Origin of the sequence: Rhodococcus sp. D-6, from assembly GCF_040256695.1 — a bacterium.
Taxonomy (GTDB): Bacteria; Actinomycetota; Actinomycetes; order Mycobacteriales; family Mycobacteriaceae; genus Rhodococcus; species Rhodococcus pyridinivorans.
In genome coordinates, this window is sequence record NZ_CP132970.1 from 2966384 (window position 1) to 2992818 (window position 26435).

21 protein-coding genes are annotated in these 26435 nt (G+C 67.3%); 2 read left to right on the plus strand and 19 right to left on the minus strand.

The genetic code is table 11. The annotated features are described in order from the left end of the window. Position 1: 1 nt before the first annotated feature. From RBB84_RS13725 to RBB84_RS13735, 3 genes are all read right to left on the minus strand, one after another. The gene (locus RBB84_RS13725) at positions 2 to 367 is read right to left on the minus strand and encodes a DUF202 domain-containing protein (RefSeq protein ID WP_016690879.1); all 366 of its coding nucleotides are present in this window, start codon (positions 365 to 367) and stop codon (positions 2 to 4) included. 25 nt (positions 368 to 392) lie between these two features. Next, entirely contained in the window at positions 393 to 848 is a 456-nt protein-coding gene (locus RBB84_RS13730) for a Rieske (2Fe-2S) protein (protein ID WP_019291242.1), read from the minus strand. A gap of 89 nt (positions 849 to 937) precedes the next feature. Next, complete coding sequence (locus tag RBB84_RS13735; protein WP_019291241.1) at positions 938 to 2614, minus strand: FAD-dependent oxidoreductase; 1677 nt, start codon at positions 2612 to 2614, stop codon at positions 938 to 940. Positions 2615 to 2780: 166 nt separating this feature from the next. On the opposite strand from RBB84_RS13735, the gene RBB84_RS13740 reads away from it, so the two are divergent. Together RBB84_RS13740 and RBB84_RS13745 are read left to right on the plus strand one after the other, a co-directional pair. Then, complete coding sequence (locus RBB84_RS13740; RefSeq protein ID WP_019291240.1) at positions 2781 to 3593, plus strand: acyl-ACP thioesterase domain-containing protein; 813 nt, start codon at positions 2781 to 2783, stop codon at positions 3591 to 3593. Further along, positions 3590 to 4081, plus strand: a complete 492-nt coding sequence (locus RBB84_RS13745; RefSeq protein WP_016694772.1) for a histidine phosphatase family protein — start codon at positions 3590 to 3592, stop codon at positions 4079 to 4081. Before RBB84_RS13740 ends, RBB84_RS13745 begins: the two co-directional genes overlap by 4 nt. Positions 4082 to 4231: 150 nt before the next feature. Here RBB84_RS13745 and RBB84_RS13750 read toward each other — a convergent pair whose 3' ends face one another. The 16 genes from RBB84_RS13750 to rplA form a co-directional block, all read right to left on the minus strand. Continuing rightward, positions 4232 to 8203 carry a DNA-directed RNA polymerase subunit beta' gene (locus RBB84_RS13750; RefSeq protein ID WP_016694773.1) on the minus strand — a complete coding sequence of 1324 codons (3972 nt, stop codon included), beginning with the start codon at positions 8201 to 8203 and terminating at the stop codon, positions 4232 to 4234. 115 nt (positions 8204 to 8318) lie between these two features. Then, on the minus strand, positions 8319 to 11825 hold the full coding sequence (locus RBB84_RS13755; RefSeq protein ID WP_026061693.1) for a DNA-directed RNA polymerase subunit beta: 3507 nt from the start codon (positions 11823 to 11825) through the stop codon (positions 8319 to 8321). Between the two features lie 389 nt (positions 11826 to 12214). After that, complete coding sequence (locus tag RBB84_RS13760) at positions 12215 to 12856, minus strand: hypothetical protein (protein WP_016694775.1); 642 nt, start codon at positions 12854 to 12856, stop codon at positions 12215 to 12217. A gap of 268 nt (positions 12857 to 13124) precedes the next feature. Continuing rightward, positions 13125 to 13865 (minus strand): hypothetical protein, encoded by a 741-nt coding sequence (locus RBB84_RS13765; RefSeq protein WP_231911929.1) that lies wholly within the window; start codon positions 13863 to 13865, stop codon positions 13125 to 13127. Between the two features lie 20 nt (positions 13866 to 13885). Beyond that, positions 13886 to 15133: an MlaD family protein gene (locus tag RBB84_RS13770; RefSeq protein WP_019291236.1), complete on the minus strand. Its 1248-nt coding sequence runs from the start codon at positions 15131 to 15133 to the stop codon at positions 13886 to 13888. After that, complete coding sequence (locus RBB84_RS13775; RefSeq protein ID WP_019291235.1) at positions 15130 to 16443, minus strand: MCE family protein; 1314 nt, start codon at positions 16441 to 16443, stop codon at positions 15130 to 15132. The genes RBB84_RS13770 and RBB84_RS13775 overlap by 4 nt, the downstream gene beginning before the upstream one ends. Positions 16444 to 16457: 14 nt before the next feature. Then, on the minus strand, positions 16458 to 17708 hold the full coding sequence (locus RBB84_RS13780) for an MCE family protein (protein ID WP_019291234.1): 1251 nt from the start codon (positions 17706 to 17708) through the stop codon (positions 16458 to 16460). Continuing rightward, on the minus strand, positions 17708 to 18706 hold the full coding sequence (locus tag RBB84_RS13785; protein ID WP_006552282.1) for an MCE family protein: 999 nt from the start codon (positions 18704 to 18706) through the stop codon (positions 17708 to 17710). The genes RBB84_RS13780 and RBB84_RS13785 overlap by 1 nt, the downstream gene beginning before the upstream one ends. Then, positions 18703 to 19782: an MCE family protein gene (locus tag RBB84_RS13790; RefSeq protein ID WP_033096104.1), complete on the minus strand. Its 1080-nt coding sequence runs from the start codon at positions 19780 to 19782 to the stop codon at positions 18703 to 18705. The genes RBB84_RS13785 and RBB84_RS13790 overlap by 4 nt, the downstream gene beginning before the upstream one ends. After that, positions 19779 to 21152, minus strand: a complete 1374-nt coding sequence (locus RBB84_RS13795; protein ID WP_006552284.1) for an MCE family protein — start codon at positions 21150 to 21152, stop codon at positions 19779 to 19781. Before RBB84_RS13795 ends, RBB84_RS13790 begins: the two co-directional genes overlap by 4 nt. Then, positions 21149 to 22009 (minus strand): ABC transporter permease, encoded by an 861-nt coding sequence (locus tag RBB84_RS13800; protein ID WP_024101684.1) that lies wholly within the window; start codon positions 22007 to 22009, stop codon positions 21149 to 21151. Before RBB84_RS13800 ends, RBB84_RS13795 begins: the two co-directional genes overlap by 4 nt. A gap of 4 nt (positions 22010 to 22013) precedes the next feature. Beyond that, positions 22014 to 22805 (minus strand): ABC transporter permease, encoded by a 792-nt coding sequence (locus tag RBB84_RS13805; protein ID WP_006552286.1) that lies wholly within the window; start codon positions 22803 to 22805, stop codon positions 22014 to 22016. 67 nt (positions 22806 to 22872) lie between these two features. Further along, positions 22873 to 23949 (minus strand): ABC transporter ATP-binding protein, encoded by a 1077-nt coding sequence (locus RBB84_RS13810; RefSeq protein WP_033096350.1) that lies wholly within the window; start codon positions 23947 to 23949, stop codon positions 22873 to 22875. 312 nt (positions 23950 to 24261) lie between these two features. Continuing rightward, positions 24262 to 24648, minus strand: a complete 387-nt coding sequence (rplL, locus tag RBB84_RS13815) for a 50S ribosomal protein L7/L12 (RefSeq protein WP_003937621.1) — start codon at positions 24646 to 24648, stop codon at positions 24262 to 24264. A gap of 123 nt (positions 24649 to 24771) precedes the next feature. Next, the gene (gene rplJ / locus RBB84_RS13820; RefSeq protein WP_006552288.1) at positions 24772 to 25299 is read right to left on the minus strand and encodes a 50S ribosomal protein L10; all 528 of its coding nucleotides are present in this window, start codon (positions 25297 to 25299) and stop codon (positions 24772 to 24774) included. 398 nt (positions 25300 to 25697) lie between these two features. Then, a complete protein-coding gene (rplA, locus tag RBB84_RS13825; protein WP_006552289.1) occupies positions 25698 to 26411 on the minus strand; it encodes a 50S ribosomal protein L1 in 714 nt (237 codons plus the stop codon). Positions 26412 to 26435: the final 24 nt, after the last annotated feature.

The window sequence follows — 26435 nt, forward strand, 5'->3', positions numbered from 1 at the left end:
CTCACCAGGCGATCGCGACGGCGAGCACGACCCCGGAGACCCCGAGGGCGACGGCGAGCAGGTAGGCCACCCACGGCACCGGGAGTGCACGTCCGGTGCGCATCGCGTGCTCGACGCGGTGCCAGCGGATCAGCGCGAACACGGTGAGCACGGCGGCGAATCCGAGCAGCGCACACGCCAGCACCGTGCGGAGCCCCTCCGACACGATGCCGCCCGCGAAGGTCTCCAGCGCGACCGCCGCGGCGATGACGCCGAGCGCGGTCCGCACCCAGGCGAGGAAGGTGCGCTCGTTGGCCAGCGTGAAACGAGGGTCCGGGTCCGTACCGTCACGCAGCGCCTTCGGGCGCCAGCCTCCGCTGGTCTCCACGGAGCGGACTCTATCCCCGGACCGATCAGCCCACGACGAGATCGGACCCGCGCGCCGCCACCGGACGGGTCTTCAGCGGCCGCTTCGCCGGTCCTTCGACCGGGGCGCCGTCGAGGTCGTACCGGCTGCCGTGGCACGGGCAGATGATGCGGTCGCCCTCGACCCCGCTGAGATTGCAGCCCTGATGGGTACAGATCGCGATGAACGCGCGGAAGTCGCCCTCCGCGGGCTGGGTGACGACGAGCCTCTTCGATTCGAGCATGACGCCCCCGCCGACCGGCACGTCCGCGACGGTGGCTACGACCTCCGCGTCGGGTCCGGGAGGCGCGGTCGTGGTCGGTGCGGGCACCGCCGATCGTGCCTCGCCGGTGTCGCCGGACGATCCGCAGGCCGTGAGGGCCGCGCCGGCCGCCACCACACCGGCGCCGCCGATGAGGGTGCGGCGCGTGAGCGCCGTGCGGTCGAGGTTGTCGCTGCTCATGCACATGTCCGTTCGGGTAGGGATTCGGTTCTCCCGAGCCTATCGACGAACGCCCGGGTGGGCCGCGACCTGCGTCACCCGCGACTGCGTCAGCGACGCAGCGAAGCGAGCAGCGGAAGACGGCGTCGGCGACGACCGAGTTCGACGAGGGTCCCGCGATCGGTGATCTTGACGCGGGGCCGGCCCTGGGCCCGTCCGGCCTGCCGCTCGGCGGCGTCGATGGTCTTCCAGCCGTCCAGGTCCACCCGATCGGGCCTGCGCTGTCCGAGCAACCGGTTCAGCGCGCGACGGTCGCCGCGGGGATCGGCGAGCGCACCGGAGTCGAAATCGGCCAGCAGCGCCGCGACGGTCTCCTTCGCGCACCCCTTGTTGGTGCCGATGACACCGCTCGGCCCGCGCTTGGCCCAGCCGGTCACGTAGACGCCGGTGTCGACGCGACCGCCGGTGTTGGGAACGACGCCACGGACGTCGTCGAAGGGCACACCCGGCACGGGAACGCCGCGATAACCGATCGACCGGAGCACGAGCGTGGCGGGCAGGTCCTCGAACCGGCCGGTGGGTCGGGCGGTGAGGCGGCCACCGTCGTCGACGAGTTCGGTGCGTTCGACCCGCACGCCGGTCACGTGGTCGTCGCCGAGCAGTTCGCTCGGGGCAGCGAGATACCGGAAGACGATGCGACGGTGACCGGGACGGACGGGCCGTCCGGCGTACTCACGGGCGAGACGGACCCGCAGCGCGGTCGCCGCGTCGTCCTCCACGGCCCGAGAGCTCACCGGATCGAGTTCGAGGTCGGCGTCGTCGACGACGACGTCCACCCCGGTGAGGTCGCCGAGGGCGAGGAACTCCGGATTGCTGTAGGCGGCCTGGGCGGGGCCGCGCCGGCCGAGCAGGACGACCTCGCGGATGTTGCTCTCCCGCAGCGCCTTCAGGGCGTGGTCGGCGATGTCGGTGCGCGCCAGTTCGTCGACGTCCATGGTGAGGATCCGCGCGACGTCGAGGGCGACGTTGCCGTTGCCGACGATGACGGCGCGTTCGCCGGACAGGTCGAAGGTGCGGTCGGCGTAGTCGGGGTGGCCGTTGTACCAGGCGACGAACTCGGTGGCGGCGTGGCTGCCGGGCAGGTCCTCGCCCGTGATCCCGAGTCGGCGGTCGGACGACGCACCGGTCGCGTAGATCACGGCGTGGTGATGCTCGAGCAGTTCGGCGTGACTGATGTCGCGACCGATCTCGGTGGCGAGGTGCAGGGCGAACTCCTCGCGTCGGAACGACCATTCGAACGATTCGGTGACCGCCTTGGTCCCCGGATGATCGGGGGCGACACCGGCGCGCACGAGACCGAAGGGAGTCGGGAGCCGGTCGAACATCTCGACCTCGACGTCGGACCGTTCGAGCAGTTCCTGGGCGGCGTAGCAGGCCGCGGGGCCGGCGCCGACGATCGCGACCCGCAGCGTTCCGCGATCGCGCGGAGGCGCCGGGGCGGGCACGAGGGGTTGCCACCCCTCCGGCGCCGGGTGGTCCTCGTACCAGGCCGCGTTGATCTCGGCGAACCGCTTCTGGGAGGGATCGAGCTTGTCGTCGGGCAGGATCGCCTCGACCGGGCACGCGTCGGCGCAGGCGCCGCAGTCGATGCAGGTCTTCGGATCGATGTGCAGCATCTCGGCGGTGGCGAACTCGGGCTCGTCCGGCGAGGGGTGGATGCAGTTCACGGGGCAGACCGCGACGCAGCTCGCGTCGTTGCAGCAGGTCTGGGTGATCACATAGGCCATGGGAAGGGTCCTCGGCAGCCGGGCGGAGCGTCCGCGATTTTCATGTAACGATCCGTAACAGTTAATTCGACTGTAGCGGCTGTCACCGCGGGTTCGCAAGAGAACCTGCGACCACCCCCCGAAGCTGCGAGAATCGCACGATCGGACATCCGACCCGGGGGGACACATGGCCACGTCGACGCCGAGCACCGACCTGCCTCGGACGCGACCGCTGACGGAACTGCCCGAGGAGGCGGATCCCTTCTCCACCGAGCGCACCGTCCGTACCGGCGACGTCGACACCGGTAAGCGACTGCGACTCGACGGCATCGCCCGCTATCTCCAGGACATCGGCACCGACAACCTCGCCGCCGTCGGCGCGTCCGAGACCGACCCGCTCTGGATCGTCCGGCGCACGATCGTCGACGTGCACCGCCCCGCCGAGTACGGCCGCACGCTCCGGTTGCGGCGCTGGTGCGACGCCCTGTCGACACGGTGGGCGAACGTGCGGGTCCGCCTCGACGACCCCGACGACGCCCCGGACGGTCCGCTGATCGAGACCGCGGCGTTCTGGATCGACATCGGCCCCACCACCGGCGCTCCCACCCGCATCAGCGACGGCCTGTTCGAGCACATGGCCCGCTACGCGCACGACACACGCCTGAAGTGGACGGCGTGGCTGCCCGGTCGCGCACCCGACGGGGTCGACGACGAACGCGTCTTCCCCCTGCGCGCCACCGACCTCGACCCCTTCGGGCACGTCAACAACGCCGTCTACTGGCACGGTGTCGAAGAGCTTCTGTCCCTCCGGCCGGACGTCCCGGACGCGCCGTACCGAGCGGTGATCGAGCACCTGCGCCCCGTCGCCGCCGGCGAGACCCTCACGTTGCGGACGACCCTGCGGGAGGACGGACTGACGGTCTGGTTCACGGTCGAGGATCACACTCGCGCGGTCGCGTGGATCGGCCGGAATCCGGACGCTCTACGGTGGACCCCATGACCCGTACCCTGATCTTGCTGCGCCACGGCAAGTCCGCGTACCCGGACGACGTGGACGATCACGAGCGTCCCCTCTCCCCCCGCGGACGCCGCGAGGCCGGTCTCGCCGGTCGCTGGATCCGGGCGAACCTGCCCGAGGTGGACGCCGTTCTGTGCTCCACCGCGACCCGGACACGCAAGACACTCGCCGAAGCGGCCGTGGAGGCTCCCGTCGAGTACCGCGACAGCCTGTACCACGCCGATCCGGAATCCCTGGTCGCCGAGATCCGGGGAACCGCCGACGACGTGCAGACCTTGCTGGTCATCGGGCACGAGCCCACCCTCTCCGCGACCGTCCTCGGACTCATCACGGACCACAGCACCGACGCTGCCCATCAGGTGGCCGAGAAGTTCCCCACCTCCGCGATCGCAGTCCTCACGGTGAGCGGATCGTGGTCCGAGCTGTCGCGGGGCACGGCCGAACTCGTGGACTTCCACATCCCGCGCTGACCCACACCCCGCGCTGACCTACCCCGCGCGGAACCGCTGCGAGATGCTCGCGGCGAAGCAACGACGACGATCACCGTCGAGAACACATGACGAAGGCCCCGCCCCCGAAGAGAAGAGGGCGGGACCTTCGTCGTCTACTACGGCAGCGAACTACCGGTAGTCGTTGGAGTAACCGTAGTCGTCCAGCGGCACTGCAGCGCCGGTGTTCTGGCCGAAGCCGTCCGGCGAGTAGTACTGGTCGTCGTACGCCGGGATGGCGTACGCGGCCGCGCGGGCCTCCTCGGTCGGCTGGACCTCGATGTTCCGGTACTTGTTGATACCGGTACCGGCGGGGATCAGCTTGCCGATGATCACGTTCTCCTTGAGACCGATCAGCTTGTCCGAGCGGCAGTTGATCGCCGCGTCGGTGAGCACGCGAGTGGTCTCCTGGAAGGACGCCGCCGACAGCCACGAATCGGTGGCCAGCGACGCCTTCGTGATGCCCATGAGGACCGGACGGCCGGCAGCCGGCTCGCCACCCTCCTGGACCACACGACGGTTCGCAGCCTCGAACTCGCTGCGCTCGACGAGCGAACCGGGCAGGAACTCCGTCGAGCCCGAGTCGATGATCGTCACGCGACGCAGCATCTGGCGCACGATGACCTCGATGTGCTTGTCGTGGATCGACACGCCCTGGCTCCGGTAGACCTCCTGGACCTCGTGGACCAGGTGGACCTGAACCTGACGCGGGCCCATCACGCGCAGCACCTCGTGCGGATCGGCAGAGCCCTCGAGGAGCTGCTGACCGACCTCCACGTGGTCGCCGTCCGCGAGCACGCCCTCGGTGCCGTCGGCCTTGCGGATGACGTGCAGACGCTGACGCTTGGACAGCTTGTCGTACACGACCTCCTCGCCACCGTCGTCGGGGATGATCGTGATCTTGTAGAAACGATCGTCGTCCTCGAGGCGGATGCGGCCGGAGACATCGGCGATCGGGGCCTTGCCCTTGGGGACGCGGGCCTCGAACAGCTCCTGGACGCGGGGCAGACCACCGGTGATGTCCTCACCGACGCCACCCTGGTGGAAGGTACGCATCGTCAGCTGCGTACCGGGCTCACCGATCGACTGGGCGGCGACGATACCGACGGCCTCGCCGATGTCGACGAGCTTGCCCGTCGCCATCGAACGGCCGTAGCAGGTCGCGCAGACGCCGGTGCCGGTGTCGCAGGTCAGGACCGAGCGGACCTTGACCTTCTGGATGCCGGCCTCGAGCAGCGCCTCGATCGCCGGGTCGCCGAGGTCGGAACCACGCTCGACGACGACGTTGCCGTTCGCGTCGACCGCGTCCGTCGCCAGCGTACGGGCGTAGGTGCTGGTCTCGATGTGAGCGTCGCGCACGAGCTCACCGGTCGGCTGACCGGTCGCGTCGCGTGCGAGCTCGGCGATGGTCATCTCGATGCCGCGCGGCGTGCCGCAGTCGACCTCGCGGACGATGACGTCCTGCGAGACGTCGACCAGACGACGGGTCAGGTAACCCGAGTCGGCGGTACGGAGAGCGGTGTCGGCCAGACCCTTACGCGCGCCGTGCGTGTTGATGAAGTACTCGGCGACGGTCAGGCCCTCACGGAAGGAGGACTTGATCGGGCGCGGGATGAACTCGCCCTTCGGGTTCGTCACCAGACCCTTCATGCCCGCCAGCGAGCGGATCTGGGTCATGTTGCCCGCAGCACCGGACTTGACGATCGTGGGGATCGGGTTGTCGTCCGGGTAGTGCGCCTCCATGACCTGACCGACCTCTTCGGTCGCTTCCTGCCACAGCTTGACGAGCGAATCGCGACGCTCGTCCTCCGAGAGCTTGCCTCGGTCGTACTGCCGCTGGATGGCGTCGGCCTGCGTCTCGTACCGCTCGAGGATGTCCTTCTTCTCCGGCGGAACGAGCACGTCCGCCATCGAGATGGTGACACCCGAACGCGTGGCCCAGTAGAAGCCGGCGTCCTTGAGCTTGTCGACGGTCTGCGCGACGACGATCATCGGGTACCGCTCGGCCAGATCGTTGATGATCGCGGCCTGGCGCTTCTTCGGCATGATGTCGTTGACGAACGCGTAGTTCGTCGGCAGCAGCTCGTTGAACAGCACGCGACCGAGGGTCGTGTGCGTGGTCCACGCCTGACCGTACTTCCAGCCCTCCGGGAACAGCTCGTTCTCGACGTCGCGCGGCGGACGCAGCTGGGTCAGGCGCACCTTGATCGGAGCCTGGACCGACAGCACGCCGCGGTCGACGGCCATCTGGGCCTCGGCCGGCGACGAGTAGACGCCCTGCTCGGGCTCGTCGGCGGTCGCGGCCTTGTAGGCGCCGGGGGCGTCCTCGACCAGACGGGTCAGGTGGAACAGACCCGTGACCATGTCCAGACGCGGCATGGCGAGCGGGCGGCCCGATGCCGGCGACAGGATGTTGTTCGACGACAGCATCAGGATGCGGGCCTCGGCCTGCGCCTCCGCGGACAGCGGGAGGTGCACGGCCATCTGGTCGCCGTCGAAGTCGGCGTTGAAGGCCTCACACACGAGGGGGTGCAGCTGGATGGCCTTGCCCTCGACGAGCTGCGGCTCGAACGCCTGGATACCGAGGCGGTGCAGCGTGGGAGCACGGTTCAGCAGAACCGGGTGCTCGTTGATGACCTCTTCGAGGACGTCCCACACCTGCGGGCGCTGACGCTCGACCATGCGCTTGGCGGACTTGATGTTCTGCGCGTGGTTGAGGTCGACGAGACGCTTCATGACGAACGGCTTGAACAGCTCGAGCGCCATGAGCTTCGGCAGACCGCACTGGTGCAGCTTGAGCTGCGGACCGACGACGATGACCGAACGGCCCGAGTAGTCGACGCGCTTACCGAGCAGGTTCTGACGGAAGCGGCCCTGCTTGCCCTTGAGCAGATCGGACAGCGACTTGAGCGGACGGTTACCGGGACCGGTGACCGGCCGGCCACGACGGCCGTTGTCGAACAGGGCGTCGACCGACTCCTGCAGCATCCGCTTCTCGTTGTTGACGATGATCTCGGGGGCACCGAGGTCGATCAGTCGCTTGAGGCGGTTGTTGCGGTTGATGACGCGGCGGTACAGGTCGTTGAGGTCGGAGGTCGCGAAGCGGCCACCGTCGAGCTGCACCATCGGACGCAGTTCCGGCGGGATCACCGGCACGGCGTCGAGCACCATGCCCATGGGCGAGTTGCCGGACTGCTGGAACGCCGCGACGACCTTCAGGCGCTTGAGAGCACGGAGCTTCTTCTGTCCCTTGCCGCTGCGGATGGTCTCGCGCAGCGACTCGGCCTCGGCGTCGATGTCGAAGTTCTCGATGAGCTTCTGGATCGCCTCGGCACCCATGGCACCGGTGAAGTACTCGCCGTAGCGGTCCTGGAGCTCGCGGTAGATCATCTCGTCGACGATCAGATCCTTCGGCTTCAGCTTCGTGAAGGTCGTCCAGATCTCGTCGAGGCGGTCGAGCTCGCGCTGCGCACGGTCGCGGAGCTGACGCATCTCGCGCTCGCCGCCGTCCTTGACCTTGCGGCGGACGTCGGACTTGGCGCCCTCGGCCTCGAGTTCGGCGAGGTCGGCTTCGAGCTTCTGCGCGCGGGCCTCGAGGTCGGCGTCGCGCTGGTCGGCGACCGACTTCTTCTCGACCTCCATCTCGGCTTCGAGAGTGGAGAGCTCGTTGTGGCGCAGCTCGTCGTCGACCGACGTGATGACGTACGCGGCGAAGTAGATGATCTTCTCGAGATCCTTCGGCGCGAGGTCGAGCAGGTAGCCGAGGCGGCTCGGCACACCCTTGAAGTACCAGATGTGCGTCACCGGAGCGGCGAGCTCGATGTGGCCCATGCGCTCACGGCGGACCTTGGCGCGGGTCACCTCGACGCCGCAGCGCTCGCAGATGATGCCCTTGAAGCGGACACGCTTGTACTTGCCGCAGTAGCACTCCCAGTCCCGGGTGGGACCGAAGATCTTCTCGCAGAACAAGCCGTCCTTCTCGGGCTTGAGCGTGCGGTAGTTGATGGTCTCGGGCTTCTTGACCTCGCCGTACGACCAGTTACGGATGTCCTCGGCGGTGGCCAGGCCGATCCGGAGTTCATCGAAGAAGTTGACGTCGAGCACGTAACTTCCTTTCCCCTGTGCGGGTTGTATTGCTGCTAGTTGTCGCTATCGCTGCCGGGGCCCGATGCGGTACGCGCCCGGTGGTGTCGGGGTGCGTACCGCATCGGCTCGGCTCCTAGTTCGCGAGGTCGTCGACCGTGGCCGACTCGTTGCGGGAAAGGTTGATGCCCAGGTTGGCGGCCGCCCGCTCGAGGTCCTCGTCGTCGCCGTCGGCCATCGCGATGGCCGCGCCGTCGCTGGAGAGGACCTCCACGTTCAGGCACAGCGACTGGAGTTCCTTGAGGAGCACCTTGAACGACTCGGGGATACCCGGCTCGGGGATGTTCTCGCCCTTGACGATCGCCTCGTAGACCTTGACGCGACCGACGACGTCGTCGGACTTGATCGTGAGCAGCTCCTGGAGGGTGTAGGCGGCGCCGTAGGCCTGCATCGCCCAGCACTCCATCTCACCGAAGCGCTGACCACCGAACTGCGCCTTACCACCGAGCGGCTGCTGCGTGATCATCGAGTACGGACCGGTCGAACGCGCGTGGATCTTGTCGTCGACCAGGTGGTGCAGCTTGATGATGTACATGTAGCCGACCGACACCGGGTACGGGAACGGCTCGCCGGAGCGACCGTCGAACAGCGTCGCCTTGCCGTCGGGGCCGACCATGACCTCGCCGTCGCGGTTCGGCAGCGTCGAGGACAGCAGACCCGTCAGCTCCTCCTCGCGGGCACCGTCGAACACCGGCGTGGCGATGTTGGTGTCGGGCTCGGCGGCGAGCATCTCCTCGGAGAGGTTCTGTGCCCACTCGGGACGGCTGCCGTCGTCGGCCACCTGGATCTGCCAGCCGGCCTTGCCGATCCAGCCCAGGTGCGTCTCGAGGACCTGGCCGATGTTCATACGACGCGGAACACCGTGGGTGTTCAGGATGATGTCGACCGGGGTGCCGTCGGGCAGGAACGGCATGTCCTCCTGCGGGAGGATCTTGCCGATGACGCCCTTGTTGCCGTGGCGGCCGGCGAGCTTGTCGCCGTCCTGGATCTTGCGCTTCTGCGCCACGTATACGCGGACGAGCTCGTTGACACCCGGAGGCAGATCGTCGTCGTCCTCGCGCGAGAACACGCGAACACCGATGACCTTGCCGTTCTCACCGTGGGGCACCTTCAGCGAGGTGTCGCGGACCTCGCGCGCCTTCTCACCGAAGATCGCGCGGAGCAGGCGCTCCTCGGGGGTCAGCTCGGTCTCGCCCTTCGGCGTGACCTTGCCGACGAGGATGTCGCCGTCGCGGACCTCGGCACCGATGCGGACGATGCCACGCTCGTCGAGGTCGGCAAGGACCTCGTCGGAGACGTTCGGGATGTCGCGGGTGATCTCCTCGGCACCGAGCTTGGTGTCGCGGGCGTCGATCTCGTGCTCCTCGATGTGGATCGAGGTGAGCACGTCCTCCTCCACGAGGCGCTGCGACAGGATGATCGCGTCCTCGTAGTTGTGGCCCTCCCACGGCATGATCGCCACGAGCAGGTTCTTGCCGAGCGCCATCTCACCGTTCTCGGTGCAGGGGCCGTCGGCGAGGACCTGGCCGGACTCGACGCGCTGTCCCTCGTCCACGATCGGACGCTGGTTCGAGCAGGTGCCCTGGTTCGAACGGTCGAACTTGCGCAGACGGTAGGTCTTGCGGGTTCCGTCGTCGGCCATGACGGTGATGAAGTCGGCGGAGACCTCTTCGATCACGCCGCTCTTCTCGGTGACGATGACGTCGCCGGCGTCGACGGCGGCACGCAGCTCCATGCCGGTACCGACGATCGGCGACTCGCTGCGCACCAGCGGCACGGCCTGACGCTGCATGTTCGCGCCCATGAGGGCACGGTTGGCGTCGTCGTGCTCGAGGAACGGGATCATCGCGGTCGCGACCGACACCATCTGGCGCGGCGAGACGTCCATGTACTCGACCTGGTCGGCGGCGACGTACTCGATCTCCGCGCCCTTCTTACGGACGAGGACACGCTCGTCCGAGAAGCGGTTGTCGGAGCCGATCGGCGAGTTGGCCTGCGCGATGAGGTAGCGGTCCTCCTCGTCGGCCGTGAGGTACTCGACCTCGTCGGTGACGACACCGTCGACGACCTTGCGGTAGGGCGTCTCGATGAAGCCGAACGGGTTGACCCGCGCGTACACCGACAGCGAGCCGATCAGGCCGATGTTCGGGCCTTCCGGGGTCTCGATCGGGCACATGCGGCCGTAGTGCGACGGGTGGACGTCGCGGACCTCGAGGCCGGCGCGCTCACGCGACAGACCGCCGGGGCCCAGCGCCGACAGACGACGCTTGTGCGTCAGGCCCGACAGCGGGTTGTTCTGGTCCATGAACTGCGACAGCTGGGAGGTTCCGAAGAACTCCTTGATCGCAGCCACGACCGGACGGATGTTGATCAGGGTCTGCGGCGTGATCGCCTCGACGTCCTGGGTGGTCATGCGCTCACGGACCACGCGCTCCATGCGGGACAGGCCCACGCGGATCTGGTTCTGGATGAGCTCACCGACCGTGCGCAGACGACGGTTGCCGAAGTGGTCGATGTCGTCGACCTCGACGGGAACCTCGACGCCGCCGGGGACGGTCATCTTGTTCTCGCCCGCGTGCAGACGCACGAGGTACTCGATCGTGGCGACGATGTCTTCCTCGGTGAGGGTGGACGCCTCGATCGGCTGACCCGTGTTCAGGCCGAGCTTCTTGTTGATCTTGTAACGGCCCACGCGCGCCAGGTCGTAGCGCTTGTCCTTGAAGAAGAGGTTCTCCAGCAGGGTCTGCGCGCTCTCCTTGGTCGGCGGCTCGCCCGGACGGAGCTTGCGGTAGATGTCGAGGAGCGCCTCGTCGGTGCCCGCCGTGTTGTCCTTCTCGAGCGTCGACATCATGATCTCGGAGAATCCGAAACGCTCGACGATCTGCTCGGTGGACCAGCCCAGCGCCTTGAGCAGCACGGTGACCGGCTGACGGCGCTTGCGGTCGATACGCACACCGACGGTGTCGCGCTTGTCGACGTCGAACTCGAGCCAGGCACCGCGGCCCGGGATGACCTTGACGCTGTGCAGGTCCTTCTCGGTGCTCTTGTCGACGGTCTTGTCGAAGTACACGCCCGGCGAACGGACGAGCTGGGACACCACGACACGCTCGGTGCCGTTGATGATGAAGGTGCCCTTGTCGGTCATCATCGGGAAGTCACCCATGAAGACCGTCTGGCTCTTGATCTCGCCGGTGTTGTTGTTGATGAACTCGGCAGTGACGAACAGCGGAGCCGCGTACGTCATGTCCTTGTCCTTGCACTCCTCGACGGAGGCCTTGACCTCGTCGAAACGAGGATCGGAGAAGGACAGGGACATCGAACCCGAGAAGTCCTCGATCGGCGAGAGCTCGTCGAGGATCTCCTCCAGGCCACCGACGACGTGACCGTCGCCGCGCTCGGCAGCCTTCGCGCGCCAGCGCTCCGAGCCGATCAACCATTCGAAGGAATCGGTCTGTAGATCGAGGAGCCCGGGAACTTCGAGGGGTTCGCGAATCTTCGCGAACGACACCCTCGTCGGGGCTCCGGGGATTCCGGCTACTGCCTTGGTCTGGCTAGAGACTGCCAAGATGCGTCCTTCCAGCACCTCACGCGGGCCGCTCCAACCGGTGCGACCGCCGCTGTACCTGCTTCTTCATGTGGGGCGTTTTCGCTGGTCGCAACCCGAACGAGAACCCCACCGACACACCGAAACGGTCTCGCCCGAAAGGGCGGATTCCGACTCGACGATCAGAAGGTGAACAGGAGGCAGCCAGCGCAAAGAACTAACCTACACCTAAGTAGGCGAAATGTCCACAGGGGTGCCTCAAAGAAACCTGGCAAACGACCTCGAGCGGCTCACGAGGAAGCCTTCAGTCGAACAGGCGTACCGATAGAGTGACCGCTCGCGTCGCCTGCGTCAAGACTGCGCGTCCGGAACGATCCGCGCGTCGCGGCCGCGGACACCCCCGGTGAGGGGGCGATCCGCAGCCGTCGTCACCGGTCGCGGATCTCCGAGACCAGCCATCGTCCGTCCGACTTCTCCATCCTCACCAGCAGCGGTGCGGCCGCGCTGCCCTGGGCGATCCCGTCGCCGGTGGCGCTGACGTTGATGTAGGCGGCGACCTCGGCGCGGGTGTCGTCGAGCATCGTCGCGCCGATGTGCTCGACCATCACCTCGGTGACCGTGCGGGTGTCGATCGCGGCCTTCTTGGTGACGTCCGCGGTCGAGTCGAACTCCTCGAGCCGCTCCGGGGTCAGCAACTCCCGGATCCGCCCGAAGTCCTCGTCGATGGTGCGGTAGTCGTAGCCGTGCATGGTCTCGATCGCGACCTTCGCGGCCTCGGTGACCTCCCGGGTCTCCGCGGTGTCGACCCACGCGACGTTCGAGACGTCGGCACCGGGACGGAAGGCCGCGACCGCGGCGATCACCGCGAGCACCACCGCCACCGCACCGACGAGAATCACCGGGCGCCACCCACCGGAGGCACGCGACCCGCCGGCCTCACCGGCGGGAGGCTCCGGTGGATCCCCGGGCTCGGTCGCAGTCTCCGCCGGGCTCGCTGCCGGGGACCCGGCCGTGTCGGCGGCCGTCGGCGCGGGCTTCTCATGCTCGTTCTCCTGCTTGTCGAGCGTCACCTCGGAAGGTCGCGACTGCTCGGCAGGGTTTTCCCCTGTACGGGTCTCCGCCGGTCCGGTACTCCCCTGTTCGGGCGGCGTGATCGTCCGCTCCGTCCGGGACGGGCGTTCGTCCTCTGCCGGGGTCGGGCGTTCGTCCTCTGCAGGGGTCATCCGGGGCGGTCGGGACGTGCCGGCGACCTTCGGCCGACGGCGCGGGGGCCCGCTGGGGCCGGTCTTCCGTCGCTGCGGGGGCACTACACGTTCTCCTTCGTCGACTTGCCGAACATCACGGGCCCGCCTCGCCCTCGGGCGCGGGCGGCCCGGTATCTCCCGGCGCGGGCGCCCCGGTATCTCCCGGCGCGGGCGCCCCGGAATCGTCGGGCGCGGGCTGCGCGCCGGGATCGGGAGCCGGAGCACCGGAGACCGGGCCCGACTCCATCTCGACGGAGGCGAGCGGCTCGATGGTCTCGGCCTTCCACACGTCGCCGTCCTTGCGCAGCGACACGAGCACCGGGACCTTGTTGGTCACGAAGTACTCGGGGGTCTGGGTGCGCACGGCGAGCACGACGAGCGCCTTACCCAGATCGTCGTCGGTGTTGAGTTCGGTGAGCGTTCCGAACAGCACTTCGGCCGACATGCTGGTGCCGGTCTCCGCGACCCGAGCCCGGATGTCCTCCTCGGTCGCCGCGAGATCGTTGCGCAGGGCGTCGCCGGTGATCGACGACCGCATGTTCTCGATCGACAGGTCGACGTCGTTCGCGTCGACACTGTTCAGGTTGACGGCCGCCTGCATGGCTCCCGAGAGTGCGGCGTCGCGCGCCTCGGCGGCCGAACGGTCCACCAGGAGCGCACGCCCCCAGCCGTAGCCGAACCACACCGCCGCCGCGAGGGCGACGACGGCGAGCACCGAGACGACGGCGAGGGCCGCCCTGCGTGCCCCGCCCGGTCCCCGGCCGTCCGCGGGCGAGTTGCCGTCGGCGGATGGGGGCGGGGTGGGCGGAGCGTCGGAGGAAATTGGTGCACTCACTCCACAAACCTACTAACTGCTCACTTCGGGGTGACTCCGAGCAACGGCGCGAGCTGCGTCGCGATCGGATTCAGGTTGAGCTTGTCGGGGTCCTTCTTCGGCTTGAAATCCCAGGGCTGGATCGTGTTCGGATCGGCGAAGACGATGCGGTTCGCGCTGCGCACGCCGGTGACACTGCCCTGCGGCACCTCGCACGAGGCGTTCGTGTTGAAGGGGAAGTCCTGCTGGGTCTCGTCGAAGTTCGGATCCTGCGCGCGCATCTGCGCGAGGATCTCCTGCGTCCCCTCGTACCCGATGGTGCACGAAGGCGGATTGTTGGTCTCGAGCACGATGCCCAGACGCACCGCACCGTCGCCCGGAGCGACCGTACTCGCACTGCCCGCGACGGCGGGAAGGAAGGCCAGCAGCGGCTGCAGGGCGATCGACTGCGGCGCGGCCACTTCCGCCACCGCCGCGAGGTTCGCGAGGTCGGTGGTCAGGCCCGGGCCGGAGCCCTCGATCAGCTGCGAGAGCTGGTCGCTCGCGTCGGTGCCGGTGTCGATCAGGCGCCGCAGATCGGGATCGCTGTCGCGGAGCTGTGCGGTCACCAGGTCCAGATCCGAGCTGAACTGCTGGATCGCCGACGACTGGTCGGACTGCGTGTCGAGCACCGTAAGGCTGTCGCGGATCAGCGTGACGGTCTGCGGCAGGTACTCGGCGCCCTTCTCGCTGAGACCGGCGAGCGCGTCGACGAGCACCTGCAGGTCGTCGCCGCGGCCGTCGAAGGCCGCGCCGAGCTCGGTGACGACGGTGCGCAGCGGCTCGAGCGGAACCGAGTACACGAGGTCGTTCGTGCTCAGCAGCAGGTCCTCGACCGGCGTGGGCAGATCCTCCTCGGTGCCCTCGATGACGGAGCCCTGTTCGAGATAGGGGCCCTCGTCGTTCGGCGGCTGCAGATCGACGTACTGCTCACCGATCGCCGACCGGTTCGCCACGACCGGTCGCGCCGACGCCGGGATCTGCGGTCCGCCGTTGTCGAGACGCAGCTCGACGTTGATGCCGTCGTCCGTGAGGCTGAGCGCCCCGACACGGCCCACGGGCACCCCGCGGTAGGTGACCTCGGCGTTCGGGAAGATGCCGCCGCCGGTCGGGAACCGCGCGTCGACGGTGTACTGGCCGAAGCCCATGAGGTTGTCGAGCCGCACGTACCGGGCACCGACGAACACGATGCCGAGCAGCGCGATGACCACGAACAGCGCGAGCTGCACTTTCACCAGGCGCGATCTCACTGCCCACCCCCGAGTCCGAGCTGATTCAGCAAACCTTGCAGCGGCCCCGGCTGTGGGGCCTCGTCACCGTCGGCACCGGTGTCGGTGTCCGCGCCGGCCTCGGTGACCCCCGGGATCTCGATGCCGTCGGGCAGCGACACCCCTTCGGGCAGCGTCACACCGGGCAGACGCGGAGTGGGAAGCACCGGCAGCAGCGACACGGTGGGCCAGCCCGGGGCGGGCCCGTTCCCGTCGTAGTACGGGTTGGACGGGTCGACGAGCGGCTTCGGATTGCCGAACTTCGGCTCGCGGTAGACCGGGTCGCCCTGGCCCACACCGAGCGCGGCCAGCGCGTTGCCGATCTGCAGGTCGACGACGAGGAAGAGGTTCACCGAGTTGCCCAGCGCGACCTTCTCGACACCGTCCGGGAACGGCACCGTGGGCACGAAGGCGAGCGCCTCGACGAGGTCGTCGCCCGATGCCGCGAGTGCCTGGAGGGTAGGGCGCAGCGCCAAAAGGTCGGCGATCAGATCCTCCTTGGACTGATCGAGGACGTCGACACCTGCGGTGCCGAGCCGGTCGAGCTGGCCGAGCAGCTGGGTCAGCTGCGGCCGCTGCTGTTCGAGCACCTCGGTCGCGACCGGCAGTTCGTCGAGCACGGCGGCGATCTTGTCGTTCTGCTCCGCGACCCGCACCGTGAGCTCGTCGAGTCCGTCGAGCGCCCGGGTGATGTCGTCGCGTTGCTGTTCGAGACCGGTGATCAGGGTCTCGGCCTGCTCGATCAGGCTGCGCGTGGTTCCCTCGCGGCCGTCGAAGGCCGTCGACAATTCGTTGACGATCGGCGCGAGCTGACCGACACCGCCACCGTTGAGCAGCAGCGACAGCGCGCCGAGCACCGGTTCGAGTTCGGTGGCGTGCCGGGTGCGGTCGAGCGGGATCACGTCGCCGTCCGCGAGCCGGCCCGTCGGGGGCTCGTCCTCCGGAGGCGTGAGTTGCACGAACTTCTCACCGAGCAGACTCGACTGTTCGACGCTCGCGAGCGCGTTCGCCGGCAGGTCGACACTCGAGTCGAGCACGATGCCGACGTCGGCGGTCCACCCGAAATCGGATGCGACCGAGATCGATTCGACGCGCCCGACCGGTACACCGTCGACCTTCACGCTCGACTGCGGAACCAGGTCGAGCACGTCGTCGAACTGGACGGACAGACGGATCGGATCGCTCCCCACGTCGGCGCCGCCGGGCAACGGGACGTCGGACAGACCGCCGCACCCCGTGACCGTCACCGCGACCACGCACGCGGCCGCTCCGAAGACACCTGTGCGGCCCATCCTCTTCGCGCCGCTCACCGATCTCCTCCCCGGAGGTCGAGCCGAGGCGAGACCACGCCGGGCACCGTGCCCGGGGTGACCTGCCGCTGGATGTTCTCACCGCTCAGGACACCGAACGGCAGGATCAGATCCGGGGACCGCTGGTCCTCGGTGATCTGCGTGGCGACGTCGCGGCACCGGTCGATCAGCGGCTGCATCTGCCGGCCGAGCTGCTCGAAACGCTCGTCGCCGGGCACGAGATTGCCGAGATCGATGAGCTTGCACACCGCTCCCGCAGGGTCCTGCAGGTCGGGCAGCACGAGCCGCGATGCGAGCACACCTGCTTCGGCGTCGTACGAGTTGACGAGGTTGCTCACCGCGAGCGGGAGCAGCGTCAGCGAATTCACGAGTTCCTGCCGGCGGTTAGCCAGGGTCTCCGTGATCGGCACGAGTGCGTCGACGTTGTCCTTCACGGCTGCCTGGTTGTCGCGCACGAACGTCGCGACGTCGCCGAGCGTGACCGACAGCGTGTTCAGCGCCTCACCGAGGTTCTGCCGCTCCCCCGCCAGGAATCCCGACAGGTCCGAGAGCTGCGCATTGAACTGGCGCACCTGCTCGTCGTTGGCCGCGAGAGCACTGACGAACACCTGCAGGTTCTCGATCGTGCCGTAGAGGTCGTCGCGCGACTGGTCGAGCGTGCGCGCGGCGGCCGACAGGTTCTCGATGCTCTGCCCGAGGGCCTCACCGTTGCCGGCGAGGTTCTCCGCACCGACTTCGACGAAGTCGGTCAGCGCGCCCTCGCGGTTCGCGCCGTCGGGACCGAGCGCGCGGGAGAGCTCGTCGATGCTCGCGTAGAGCTCGTCGACCTCCACAGGGGTGGCGGTGCGCTCGCGGTCGATCACCGCACCGCTGCTCATCGTGTCGCCACCGGTGTAGGCAGGGGTGAGCTGCACGTAACGGTCGGCGACGACCGACGGGGTGATCTGCACGGCGCGGGCGTCGGCCGGGATGTCGACGCCGCGGTTCACCCGCAGCCCGACCTTCACGAGGTCGCCCTGCGGTTCGACGGACGTCACCTTCCCCACCTCGACGCCCAGCACCCGGACGTCGGAGCCCTCGTAGATGCCCACGGCCTTGTCGAAATAGGCAGTGATCTCGGTGGTGCCCAGCCGGGTGAACATCCACCACCCCGCTCCGGCCAGGGCCACCACGCCCGCGACGACGGCTGCGAGCAGCGCGATGCGCCCGCGATTGCTGCGGGACTCGCCGTTCTCGGCGTGTGCCATCAGTTGCCCCCTTCCAGGCGGCGACCGGGCTCGCGGTAACCGGGGATCTCCGGTAGGCCCGGCGGGGTCAGGTTCACGACGACCTGGTCGAACCACCGGCCGTTGCCGACGACGTTGGTGTAGACACGCACGAACGGCTCGTACAGCTCCATGGCCCGATCGAGGTTGTCGTTGTTTTCCTGGAGGACGTCGACGACGCCGCGCAACTGTTGCAGGGCGGGACCGATGGTCTCGCGGTTCTCCTCGACGAGCCCGGAGAGCTCGGCCGACAACCGCTTGGTGCCATCGAGCAACTGGGAGATCGCCTCCTGCCGATTGTTCAGTTCCGCGACGAGCAGCGCACCGTCGGAGAGCAACCGGTTGAACTCGGCGTTGCGGTCGGCGAGCACCTTCGAGACATTGCCGGTCGCGTCGAGGAGCTTCTTCAGCTCCTGGTCACGACTCGCGACGGTCTCGGACAGGCGGCTGATGCCGTCGAGCGAGGCCCGGATGTCGTCGGGTGTCTCCGAGAACGCCTCCGACAGGGTCTGGAAGCCGGTCGCGAGCTGCTCGGAATCGATCTCGCCGAGGGTCGTGGCCGCCGACGAGAACGCTTCGATCACGTCGTACGGCGCGACCGTCCGGTCGAGCGGGATCCGGTCGTCCGGGTCGAGCACCTCCGTACCCCGCGGCTCGAGTGCCAGATACTTCTGTCCGAGGATCGTCTTGATCTGGATGGAGGCCGCCGTGTCGTTCCCGACCCATGCGTCCTGGACCTTGAACGAGACGATCACGCGGTCGCCCTCGAGGTCGACTCCGGTGACCTTGCCGACCTTCACGCCGGCGATACGCACCTCGTTGGTGGGTTTGAGACCCGCGGCCTCGCTGAATTCGGCCTCGTAGGTCGCGCCCGCCCCGATAATGGGCAGTTCGTCGAGGAAAAAGGCGGACAGTGTCCCCAGCAGCACCACGACGATGCCCAGGGCACCGGCGGCGGCCGGACTGCGACGTTTGCTCATCGTCCCTGCAACTCCTGCATCCCCTCTTGCGAGCAACGCTTCGCCGCATTCGTGTAGATGGGTTGGTTCACGGTGGGCAGCCCCGTCGGCAGATTCAGATACGGGACCGAACCGGGACCTGCGATGATGTCGATACCGCACAGGTAGTACTGGAACCACGAACCGGAGCTGGCCACGCGCCCGAGCTTGTCGAGCTTGACCGGCAACGTCTCGAGGACGCGGTCGACCTCGTCGCGGTTCGCGTTGAGATTCGAAGTGACCTGTTCGAGCGCCGTGATCGACTGTGCGATCGACGGGCGGGTGGGCTCGAGGACGTCGGAGACCGCGTCGGTCAGCCCCGCCATCGACGCCACGGCCGAACCGACGGTCGCCCGGTCGGCCGACAACCCGCTGACGAGTGCCTGCGTGTTGACCAGCAGCGAATCGAGCTGCTCGTCGCGCTGGTCGATCGTGGCCAGGACGGTGTTGAGGTTGTCGATCACCGCACCGATCACGCGGTCCTTGTCGGCGATGGTGTTGGTCAGCGACGCGGTGCTGCGCACCAGATCGTCGATCGTTCCGGCCTCACCCTGGAAGACCTGGATGATCTGGAACGAGAGCTTGTTGACGTCGTCGGCGCTCAGCGTCTGGAACAACGGCCGGAAGCCGTCGAAGAGCGTCGTGAGGTTCACCGCCGGCTTCGTACGCTCGATCGGGATCGTATCGCCGCCCGTGATCTTCTCGCCCTGCGCGCCCTCACCCTGACCGAGCGCGATGTAACGCTGGCCGACGAGATTGCGGAACCGGATGGTCGCGGTGGCACCGGCCGGGAGCCAGTCGCGCTCCTCGAGCGAGAAGGTGACCCGCGCCTGCCGTTCGTCGAAGACCGAGATCTCCTCGACCTGCCCCACGCGGACACCCGCGATGCGGATGTCGTCGCCCTTGTTGAGTGAGGTGACGTCGGAAAAGATCGCGTGGAACTTCGTTCCTCCCCCACCGCCGACATTGGCGATGGTCGCGGCGAGGACACCGGTCGCGAGGACGGTGACCACGGCGAACACGATGAGTTTGATCAGGGGTGCTGCGAGACCTCTCACTGGAAGCTCACCTCCGTACCGCGGATCGCCGGAGCGCCGAGCCGGGTGGTCCAGGACGGGACCTCCTCGGGGTCGACACCGGTGGCCTGTCCGTAGATGACGTCGAGCGTGTCCTGTTCCAGACGCGAGCCGGCGTACGAGACGGGAGTCGCGCCGCCGTCCGAGGTGCCGATGATCTCACCGACGTCGTCGGGGACGCCGGATCCTGCCGGGGCAGGGAAGAAATCGATGGTCTCGGGGCCGGGATTACGCGACGGCACCTGGTACGAACCGTCGTTGATCGAACCGCCCGGATACTGCGGGAAGTTGCGGCCGGGCGCGGTCACGTCGTCGTAGCAGGCCGGTCCGCGATCGTCGAGCAGACGCGGTTCGTCCTGGTTCGGCAGGTAGCGGCCCTTCGGGTTCGTGAACTGGATGTTCGCGCGCACACCCGGGAACGGATCGTCGGCCGCGAGCAGATCGACGGCGGCCGGCTTCGCGTCGGCGAATCCCTCGAAGGTGCACGGGAAGGACGGCGAGTAACGGGCGAGCAGCTGCAGCGCCTCCTTCGAATCGGCGGACAGCGTGATGATCGAGTTCGAGTTCTGCTCGATGAAATCGGCCGTCTGCGACGACGCTCCCGTCGCGCTCGCAAGCAGCGTGCGGATCTGGTTCTGCTGTTCGACGACCGTGCCACCCGTCGTGCGCAGGTTGTTCAGCGCCTCGACGAGATCCGGTGCGGCCTCGGAGTAGGTCTGCGAGAAATCGGCGAGTCCGCGCAGATCCTCCTGCAGTGTGGGCAGTTCGCCGTTCACCTCGCGGAAGATCTGTTCGAGGTCGTCGACCGTCTGTCCCAGCTTCTCGCCGCGTCCGCTCAGTCCCTGGGCCAGGGCGCCGAGCGTGTTGGCGAGGTCCTGCGGCGGGACGGCCTCGAGGAGCGGGAGCAGCCCGTCGAGCACGTCGCCGAGTTCGACTGTGCGCTCGCTCGTGTCCTGCACCAGCACATCGCCGTTCGTGACGGGACGCCCCGGATCGTCGGGGATGATCAGCGAGACGTAGCGCTCACCGAAGAGGGTCTTCGGCAGCAGCTGTGCGGTGGCGTTGACCGGGATCAGTTCGGCCTTGTCGGGGTCGAGCGCAAGATGCGCGGTGACGTCGCCGCCTTCCGCGCTCGTTCCGCGGACCTCGCCGACGAGCACACCGCGTGCCTTGACGTCGGCGTTGAGCGGCAGGGCGTTGCCGATGCTGTCGGTGCGGAGGTCGACCTTCACGACCTTCGTGAACGTCTTGTTGTACATCGCGATCGTGACGTACAGGAACAGCGCCAGCACCACGAAGAAGATCAATCCCAGGGTGCGGCGACGCAAGGGCGAAGTGGTCGTGTCGCTCATCCGGCCACCCTCACCGTGGTCGTCGTGCCCCAGATCGCGAGGCTGAGGAAGAAGTCGAGGATCGCGATCGTCACGATCGCGGTACGCACCGCGCGGCCCACGGCCACCCCGACGCCGGCGGGACCGCCGCTGGCGTGGAAACCGTAGTAGCAGTGGATGAGGATGACCACGAACGCGAAGACCAGCACTTTCGCGAACGAATACAACACATCCTCCGGTGGGAGGAACAGATAGAAGTAGTGGTCGTACGAGCCGCTCGACTGGCCGTTGAACAGCGTGCTGATCGTGCGGGTCGCGAGATAGGCCGCGAGGAGACCGATGATGTACAGCGGGATCACGGCGACGAAGCCGGCGATCATCCGGGAGGTCACCAGGAACGGCAGCGACGGCACGGCCATCACCTCGAGGGCGTCGATCTCCTCGCTGATCCTCATGGCACCGAGCTGTGCCGTGAAGCCGCAGCCCACGGTCGCCGACAACGCGAGCGCCGCGACGATCGGGGCCAGTTCACGGGTGTTGACGTAGGCCGAGAGGAAGCCGGTGAGCACCGACGAGCCGAGCTGCTCGAGCGCGGCGTAACCCTGCAGACCCACGACGACGCCGGTGAAGCCGGACATCATCGCGATGACGCCGATGGTGCCACCGATCACGGCGAGTGCACCGCTGCCGAAGGTGACCTCGGCGAGCAACCGCAGGACTTCCTTGCGGTAGTGGGTGAGGGTTCGCGGGGTCCACGCGACGGCGCGCGCGTAGAAGGACATCTGGTCCCCCGCGCGGTCGAGCACGTTCAGCGGTGCGCGCACCGCTCGGCGACCCCGGAGAAGAACGAGATCTCCGCGGCCTCTGGAGACTGTCATCTGGTCAGGATCCCTTCGCAGGAACGATCTGCAGGTACACCATCGTCAGGATCAGGTTCGCGAAGAAGAGCAGCAGGAACGTGATGACGACAGTCTGGTTCACGGCCTCCCCCACGCCCTTCGGGCCTGCACCGGGGTGCAGCCCCTTGTAGGACGCGACGACGCCGGCGATCAACCCGAAGATCGCAGCCTTGAGTTCGGCGACGTAGAGGTCGGGTAGCTGCGCCAGGGCGGAGAAGGAGGCGAGGTAGGCGCCGGGGGTACCGCCCTGCAGCACCACGTTGAAGAAGTAGCCGCCGGCGATGCCGATCACGGAGACGAGACCGTTGAGCAGGAGCGCGACGAGCACCATCGCCAGTACTCGCGGGACGACGAGGCGCTGGATGGGATTGATGCCCAGCACCTCCATCGCGTCGATCTCCTCGCGGATCGTCCGCGATCCGAGGTCGGCGGTGACCGCGGAGCCGGCGGCACCGGCGATCAGCAGAGCCGTCACGATCGGACTGCCCTGCTGGATGACCGCCAGGACGCTCGCGGCACCGGTGAACGATTCGGCGCCGAGCTGCTTGATCAGCGAGCCGGTCTGCAGCGACACGACGGCGCCGAACGGGATCGCGACGAGCGCCGTCGGAAGAATCGTGACACTGGCGATGAACCACGCCTGTTCGATGAATTCCCGGAACTGGAACGGTCGGCGGAAGGTGTTCCGCACGACGTCGACGAACAGTTCGACGATGTTGCCGGCCTGGGTGAGTGCGCCGTGAACCGGCCGCACGAGCGAGCTGCCCGCCCCCATCTACTCTCCTACTTCTCCAGCCTGCGGCTGTACCACTGCTGACGCTGTACCACTGCTGCGGCTGGTGCTACTGCTGGGCCTGCTGCTCGTATCTCTCTCCGGTATAGGCGGGAATGATCTGGGTGTCGTCGTCGGCATAGCCCCGGGCTGTGTGGGGCGCGCCGTTGTGATCGAGCGACTCGAGGATGGCGCTCTGGGCGGCCGGGGGCAGGTTGTGCAGGATCGACCGCACCCGCTCCTGCCGACGCGCCACCGCCTGCCGCTCCGGCATCCCCGGAGTCGCCTGCATCTGCGGCACGATCCCCTCGACGTCGTCCACACCACCGGCATGATGACCCGCCTCGACGAGCGCCTGCTCGTGCGCCATCGTCGCCTCGTCCTTCTCCTCCGACATCCCGATCGGACCGATCATCGTGCCGTTGAGGAACTGCTTGACCACCGGCTCATCCGAAGTCAGCAACACCTCACGCGGACCGAACATCACCAACTGCCGGCGGAACAACATCCCGATGTTGTCCGGCACCGTGCGCGCCAGATTGATGTTGTGCGACACGATCAGGATCGTCGCATCGATCTCCGCATTGATATCGATCAACGTCTGCGAAATATAGGTCGTGCGCACCGGATCGAGACCCGAATCCGGCTCGTCCACCAGAATGATCTCCGGATCCAACACCAACGCCCGCGCCAGACCGGCGCGCTTCCGCATCCCTCCGGAGATCTCCCCGGGCAACTTGTCCTCGGCGCCGAGCAGACCGACGAGCTCGAGCTTGCTCATCACGATCCGCCGGATCTCCGACTCGGACTTGCGGGTGTGCTCACGCAACGGGAAGGCGACATTGTCGTAGAGGTTCATCGACCCGAACAACGCACCGTCCTGGAACAGCACCCCGAACAACTTGCGGATCTCGTAGAGCTCCTTCGAGGAGCACTGCAGGATGTCGGTGCCGTCGATGACGATCGAGCCCTCCTCCGGGCGCAGCAGACCGATCAACGACTTGAGGAACACCGACTTACCGGTACCCGACGGCCCGAGCAACGCGGACACCTCACCGGCCGGCAACGTCAACGTCACGTCCTGCCAGATACGTTGCGAGCCGAAGGACTTGGTCAGTCCCTCGACGGAAACCTCGACTCCCACGATCACCTCCGCTGTCCGATACCGTCGCCCCCGTGTGGGTTGGGCCACTCTATCGCATGGATAGTGGTACCTGTGACACGCGATCCTACTCATGAGTAAGGACGTTGCACAAGGGGGTACGCGTGTCTCGACTTACGCCGTGACCTGCATGAACACGGCGTAGATGTCGATTTCTGCCGATAACGGACATATCACTCGGCATTCATGCCCGAAATGCAGAAGGGCCGTTTCCGCGAAATGAATTCGCGGAAACGGCCCTGTGCGGAACCGTTCCGGAGAGCGTCGGAACGCTCGACGGAAAGTTCGGAAACCGTCTTACTTGACGGTGACCTTGGCGCCGGCCTCTTCGAGCTTGGCCTTGGCAGCGTCGGCAGCATCCTTGGCGACCTTCTCGAGGATCGGCTTCGGAGCACCCTCGACGAGGTCCTTGGCTTCCTTCAGGCCCAGGCCGGAGACGATCTCGCGAACGACCTTGATGACCTGGATCTTCTTGTCGCCGGCACCCTCGAGGATGACGTCGAACTCGTCCTGCTCGGACTCGGCCTCGGCAGCAGCGGCCGGAGCACCGGCGGCAGCGACGGCAACCGGAGCAGCAGCGGTGACCTCGAAGGTCTCCTCGAATGCCTTGACGAACTCCGAGAGCTCGAGCAGGGTCAGTTCCTTGAACGCGTCGAGCAGCTCTTCGGTGGTGAGCTTCGCCATGGTGGCGGTCCTTCCTGATAAGTCCCATGTCGCTGATCCGCGACCGGATGGGATGGTGCGTGCCGGAGCACGCGTGGATGTATCTTTCGCGGTGATGCAGATTCGCAGTGATGCGGATCAGCGTCAGGCGGCTTCTTCGCCCGCCTTCTTCTCCTGCAGAGCGGCCGCGAGGCGGGCCACCTGCGAAGCGGGGGCGTTGAACAGGCCTGCGGCCTTTGCCAAGTTGCCCTTCATCGCGCCGGCGAGCTTGGCCAACAGCACCTCGCGGGACTCGAGGTCCGCGATCTGGTTGACCTGCTCCACGGACAGCGCAGCGCCGTCCATGTAGCCGCCCTTGATGACGAGAGCCTTGTTGTCCTTCGCGAAGTTCTTCAGAGCCTTCGCAGCATCCACCGCTTCGCCCTTGACGAACGCGATGGCGGTCGGACCGACGAACAGATCGTCGAGACCCTCGACGCCCGCCTCAGCGGCGGCACGCTTGACCAGGGTGTTCTTGGCGACGGAGTAGGTGGCACCCTCTCCGAGAGCGCGACGCAGCTCGGTCAGACTTCCCACCGACAGACCACGATATTCCGTGATCACGGCAGCGGTGGAGGTCTTGAACTGCTCGGTGATCTCCGCAACTGCGGAAACCTTCTCGGGCTTTGCCATACTTCGCCTCCTCTCAGTAACAGTCGTTTTCCCGGTGTCCCGAGTGGGACGCCCCACCGGACGACCGCCGGGACCGGAAAACGACGAACGCCCCGGCGCAGGGCACACGGGGCATACAAGGAGGAGGAACTCGAATGCACCCGGAAGGCACATCGCGGTTCGTATCTCCCCTAACCTCGTCCTCCTGCGTGGGCCGCCGGACAACTCCGGACCTTCAACCGATCCGCACGCGGATTCGGTGACCAACGGTCTTGGGTAGAACATGATCGGGGTGAAGATCGGCGCACGCCGAACTACCCCACCACTGTAGCGGACGATGTGCACGAGATGCAAAACGGCCGGCACAGCGATGCTGTACCGGCCGCTTCAGGACGCACATCCACTGCGTGCAGTGCGAATTACTCCGCGGTCTCGAGGAGGTTGCGGGTGCGCTGCGGATCCACCGGGATGCCCGGGCCGGTGGTCGTAGCAATCGTGACCTTCTTGATGTAGCGGCCCTTCGCGCTGGACGGCTTGGCGCGGAGCACCTCGTCCAGAGCAGCAGCGTAGTTCTCGACCAGCTTGGTCTCGTCGAACGAGGCCTTGCCGATCACGAAGTGCAGGTTGGCGTTCTTGTCGACGCGGAAGCTGATCTTGCCACCCTTGATGTCGGTGACGGCCTTCGCGACGTCCGGGGTGACCGTGCCCGTCTTCGGGTTCGGCATCAGACCACGGGGACCGAGGACGCGGGCGATACGACCGACCTTCGCCATCTGGTCGGGGGTCGCGATCGCGGCGTCGAAGTCCAGCCAGCCGCCCTGGATGCGCTCGATCAGATCCTCGGCGCCCACGACGTCGGCACCTGCGGCCTCGGCCTCGGCAGCCTTCTCGCCCACCGCGAAGACGATGACGCGAGCGGTCTTACCCGTGCCGTGCGGCAGGTTGACCGTGCCGCGCACCATCTGGTCCGCCTTGCGGGGATCCACACCGAGTCGCATGGCGACCTCGACGGTGGCGTCGTAGTTCTTCGAGCTGGTCTCCTTCGCGAGCTTCGCAGCTGCGAGGGGGCTGTACAGGTTGTCCGAGTCGATCTTCTCGGCCGCGGCGAGGTATGCCTTGCTGCGCTTTGCCATGTTCTTTCCTAACTTCTCACCGGC

What these genes read in the sequence shown, in the direction of transcription:
- RBB84_RS13730 (WP_019291242.1), bottom strand. Translation starts at nt 848, where the DNA reads ATGAGCAGCGACAACCTCGACCGCACGGCGCTCACGCGCCGCACCCTC.
- RBB84_RS13735 (WP_019291241.1), bottom strand. Translation starts at nt 2,614, where the DNA reads ATGGCCTATGTGATCACCCAGACCTGCTGCAACGACGCGAGCTGCGTC.
- RBB84_RS13740 (WP_019291240.1), top strand. Translation starts at nt 2,781, where the DNA reads ATGGCCACGTCGACGCCGAGCACCGACCTGCCTCGGACGCGACCGCTG.
- RBB84_RS13745 (WP_016694772.1), top strand. Translation starts at nt 3,590, where the DNA reads ATGACCCGTACCCTGATCTTGCTGCGCCACGGCAAGTCCGCGTACCCG.
- RBB84_RS13775 (WP_019291235.1), bottom strand. Translation starts at nt 16,443, where the DNA reads ATGGGCCGCACAGGTGTCTTCGGAGCGGCCGCGTGCGTGGTCGCGGTG.
- RBB84_RS13780 (WP_019291234.1), bottom strand. Translation starts at nt 17,708, where the DNA reads ATGGCACACGCCGAGAACGGCGAGTCCCGCAGCAATCGCGGGCGCATC.
- RBB84_RS13785 (WP_006552282.1), bottom strand. Translation starts at nt 18,706, where the DNA reads ATGAGCAAACGTCGCAGTCCGGCCGCCGCCGGTGCCCTGGGCATCGTC.
- RBB84_RS13795 (WP_006552284.1), bottom strand. Translation starts at nt 21,152, where the DNA reads ATGAGCGACACGACCACTTCGCCCTTGCGTCGCCGCACCCTGGGATTG.
- RBB84_RS13800 (WP_024101684.1), bottom strand. Translation starts at nt 22,009, where the DNA reads ATGACAGTCTCCAGAGGCCGCGGAGATCTCGTTCTTCTCCGGGGTCGC.
- RBB84_RS13805 (WP_006552286.1), bottom strand. Translation starts at nt 22,805, where the DNA reads ATGGGGGCGGGCAGCTCGCTCGTGCGGCCGGTTCACGGCGCACTCACC.
- rplL (WP_003937621.1), bottom strand. Translation starts at nt 24,648, where the DNA reads ATGGCGAAGCTCACCACCGAAGAGCTGCTCGACGCGTTCAAGGAACTG.
- rplJ (WP_006552288.1), bottom strand. Translation starts at nt 25,299, where the DNA reads ATGGCAAAGCCCGAGAAGGTTTCCGCAGTTGCGGAGATCACCGAGCAG.
- rplA (WP_006552289.1), bottom strand. Translation starts at nt 26,411, where the DNA reads ATGGCAAAGCGCAGCAAGGCATACCTCGCCGCGGCCGAGAAGATCGAC.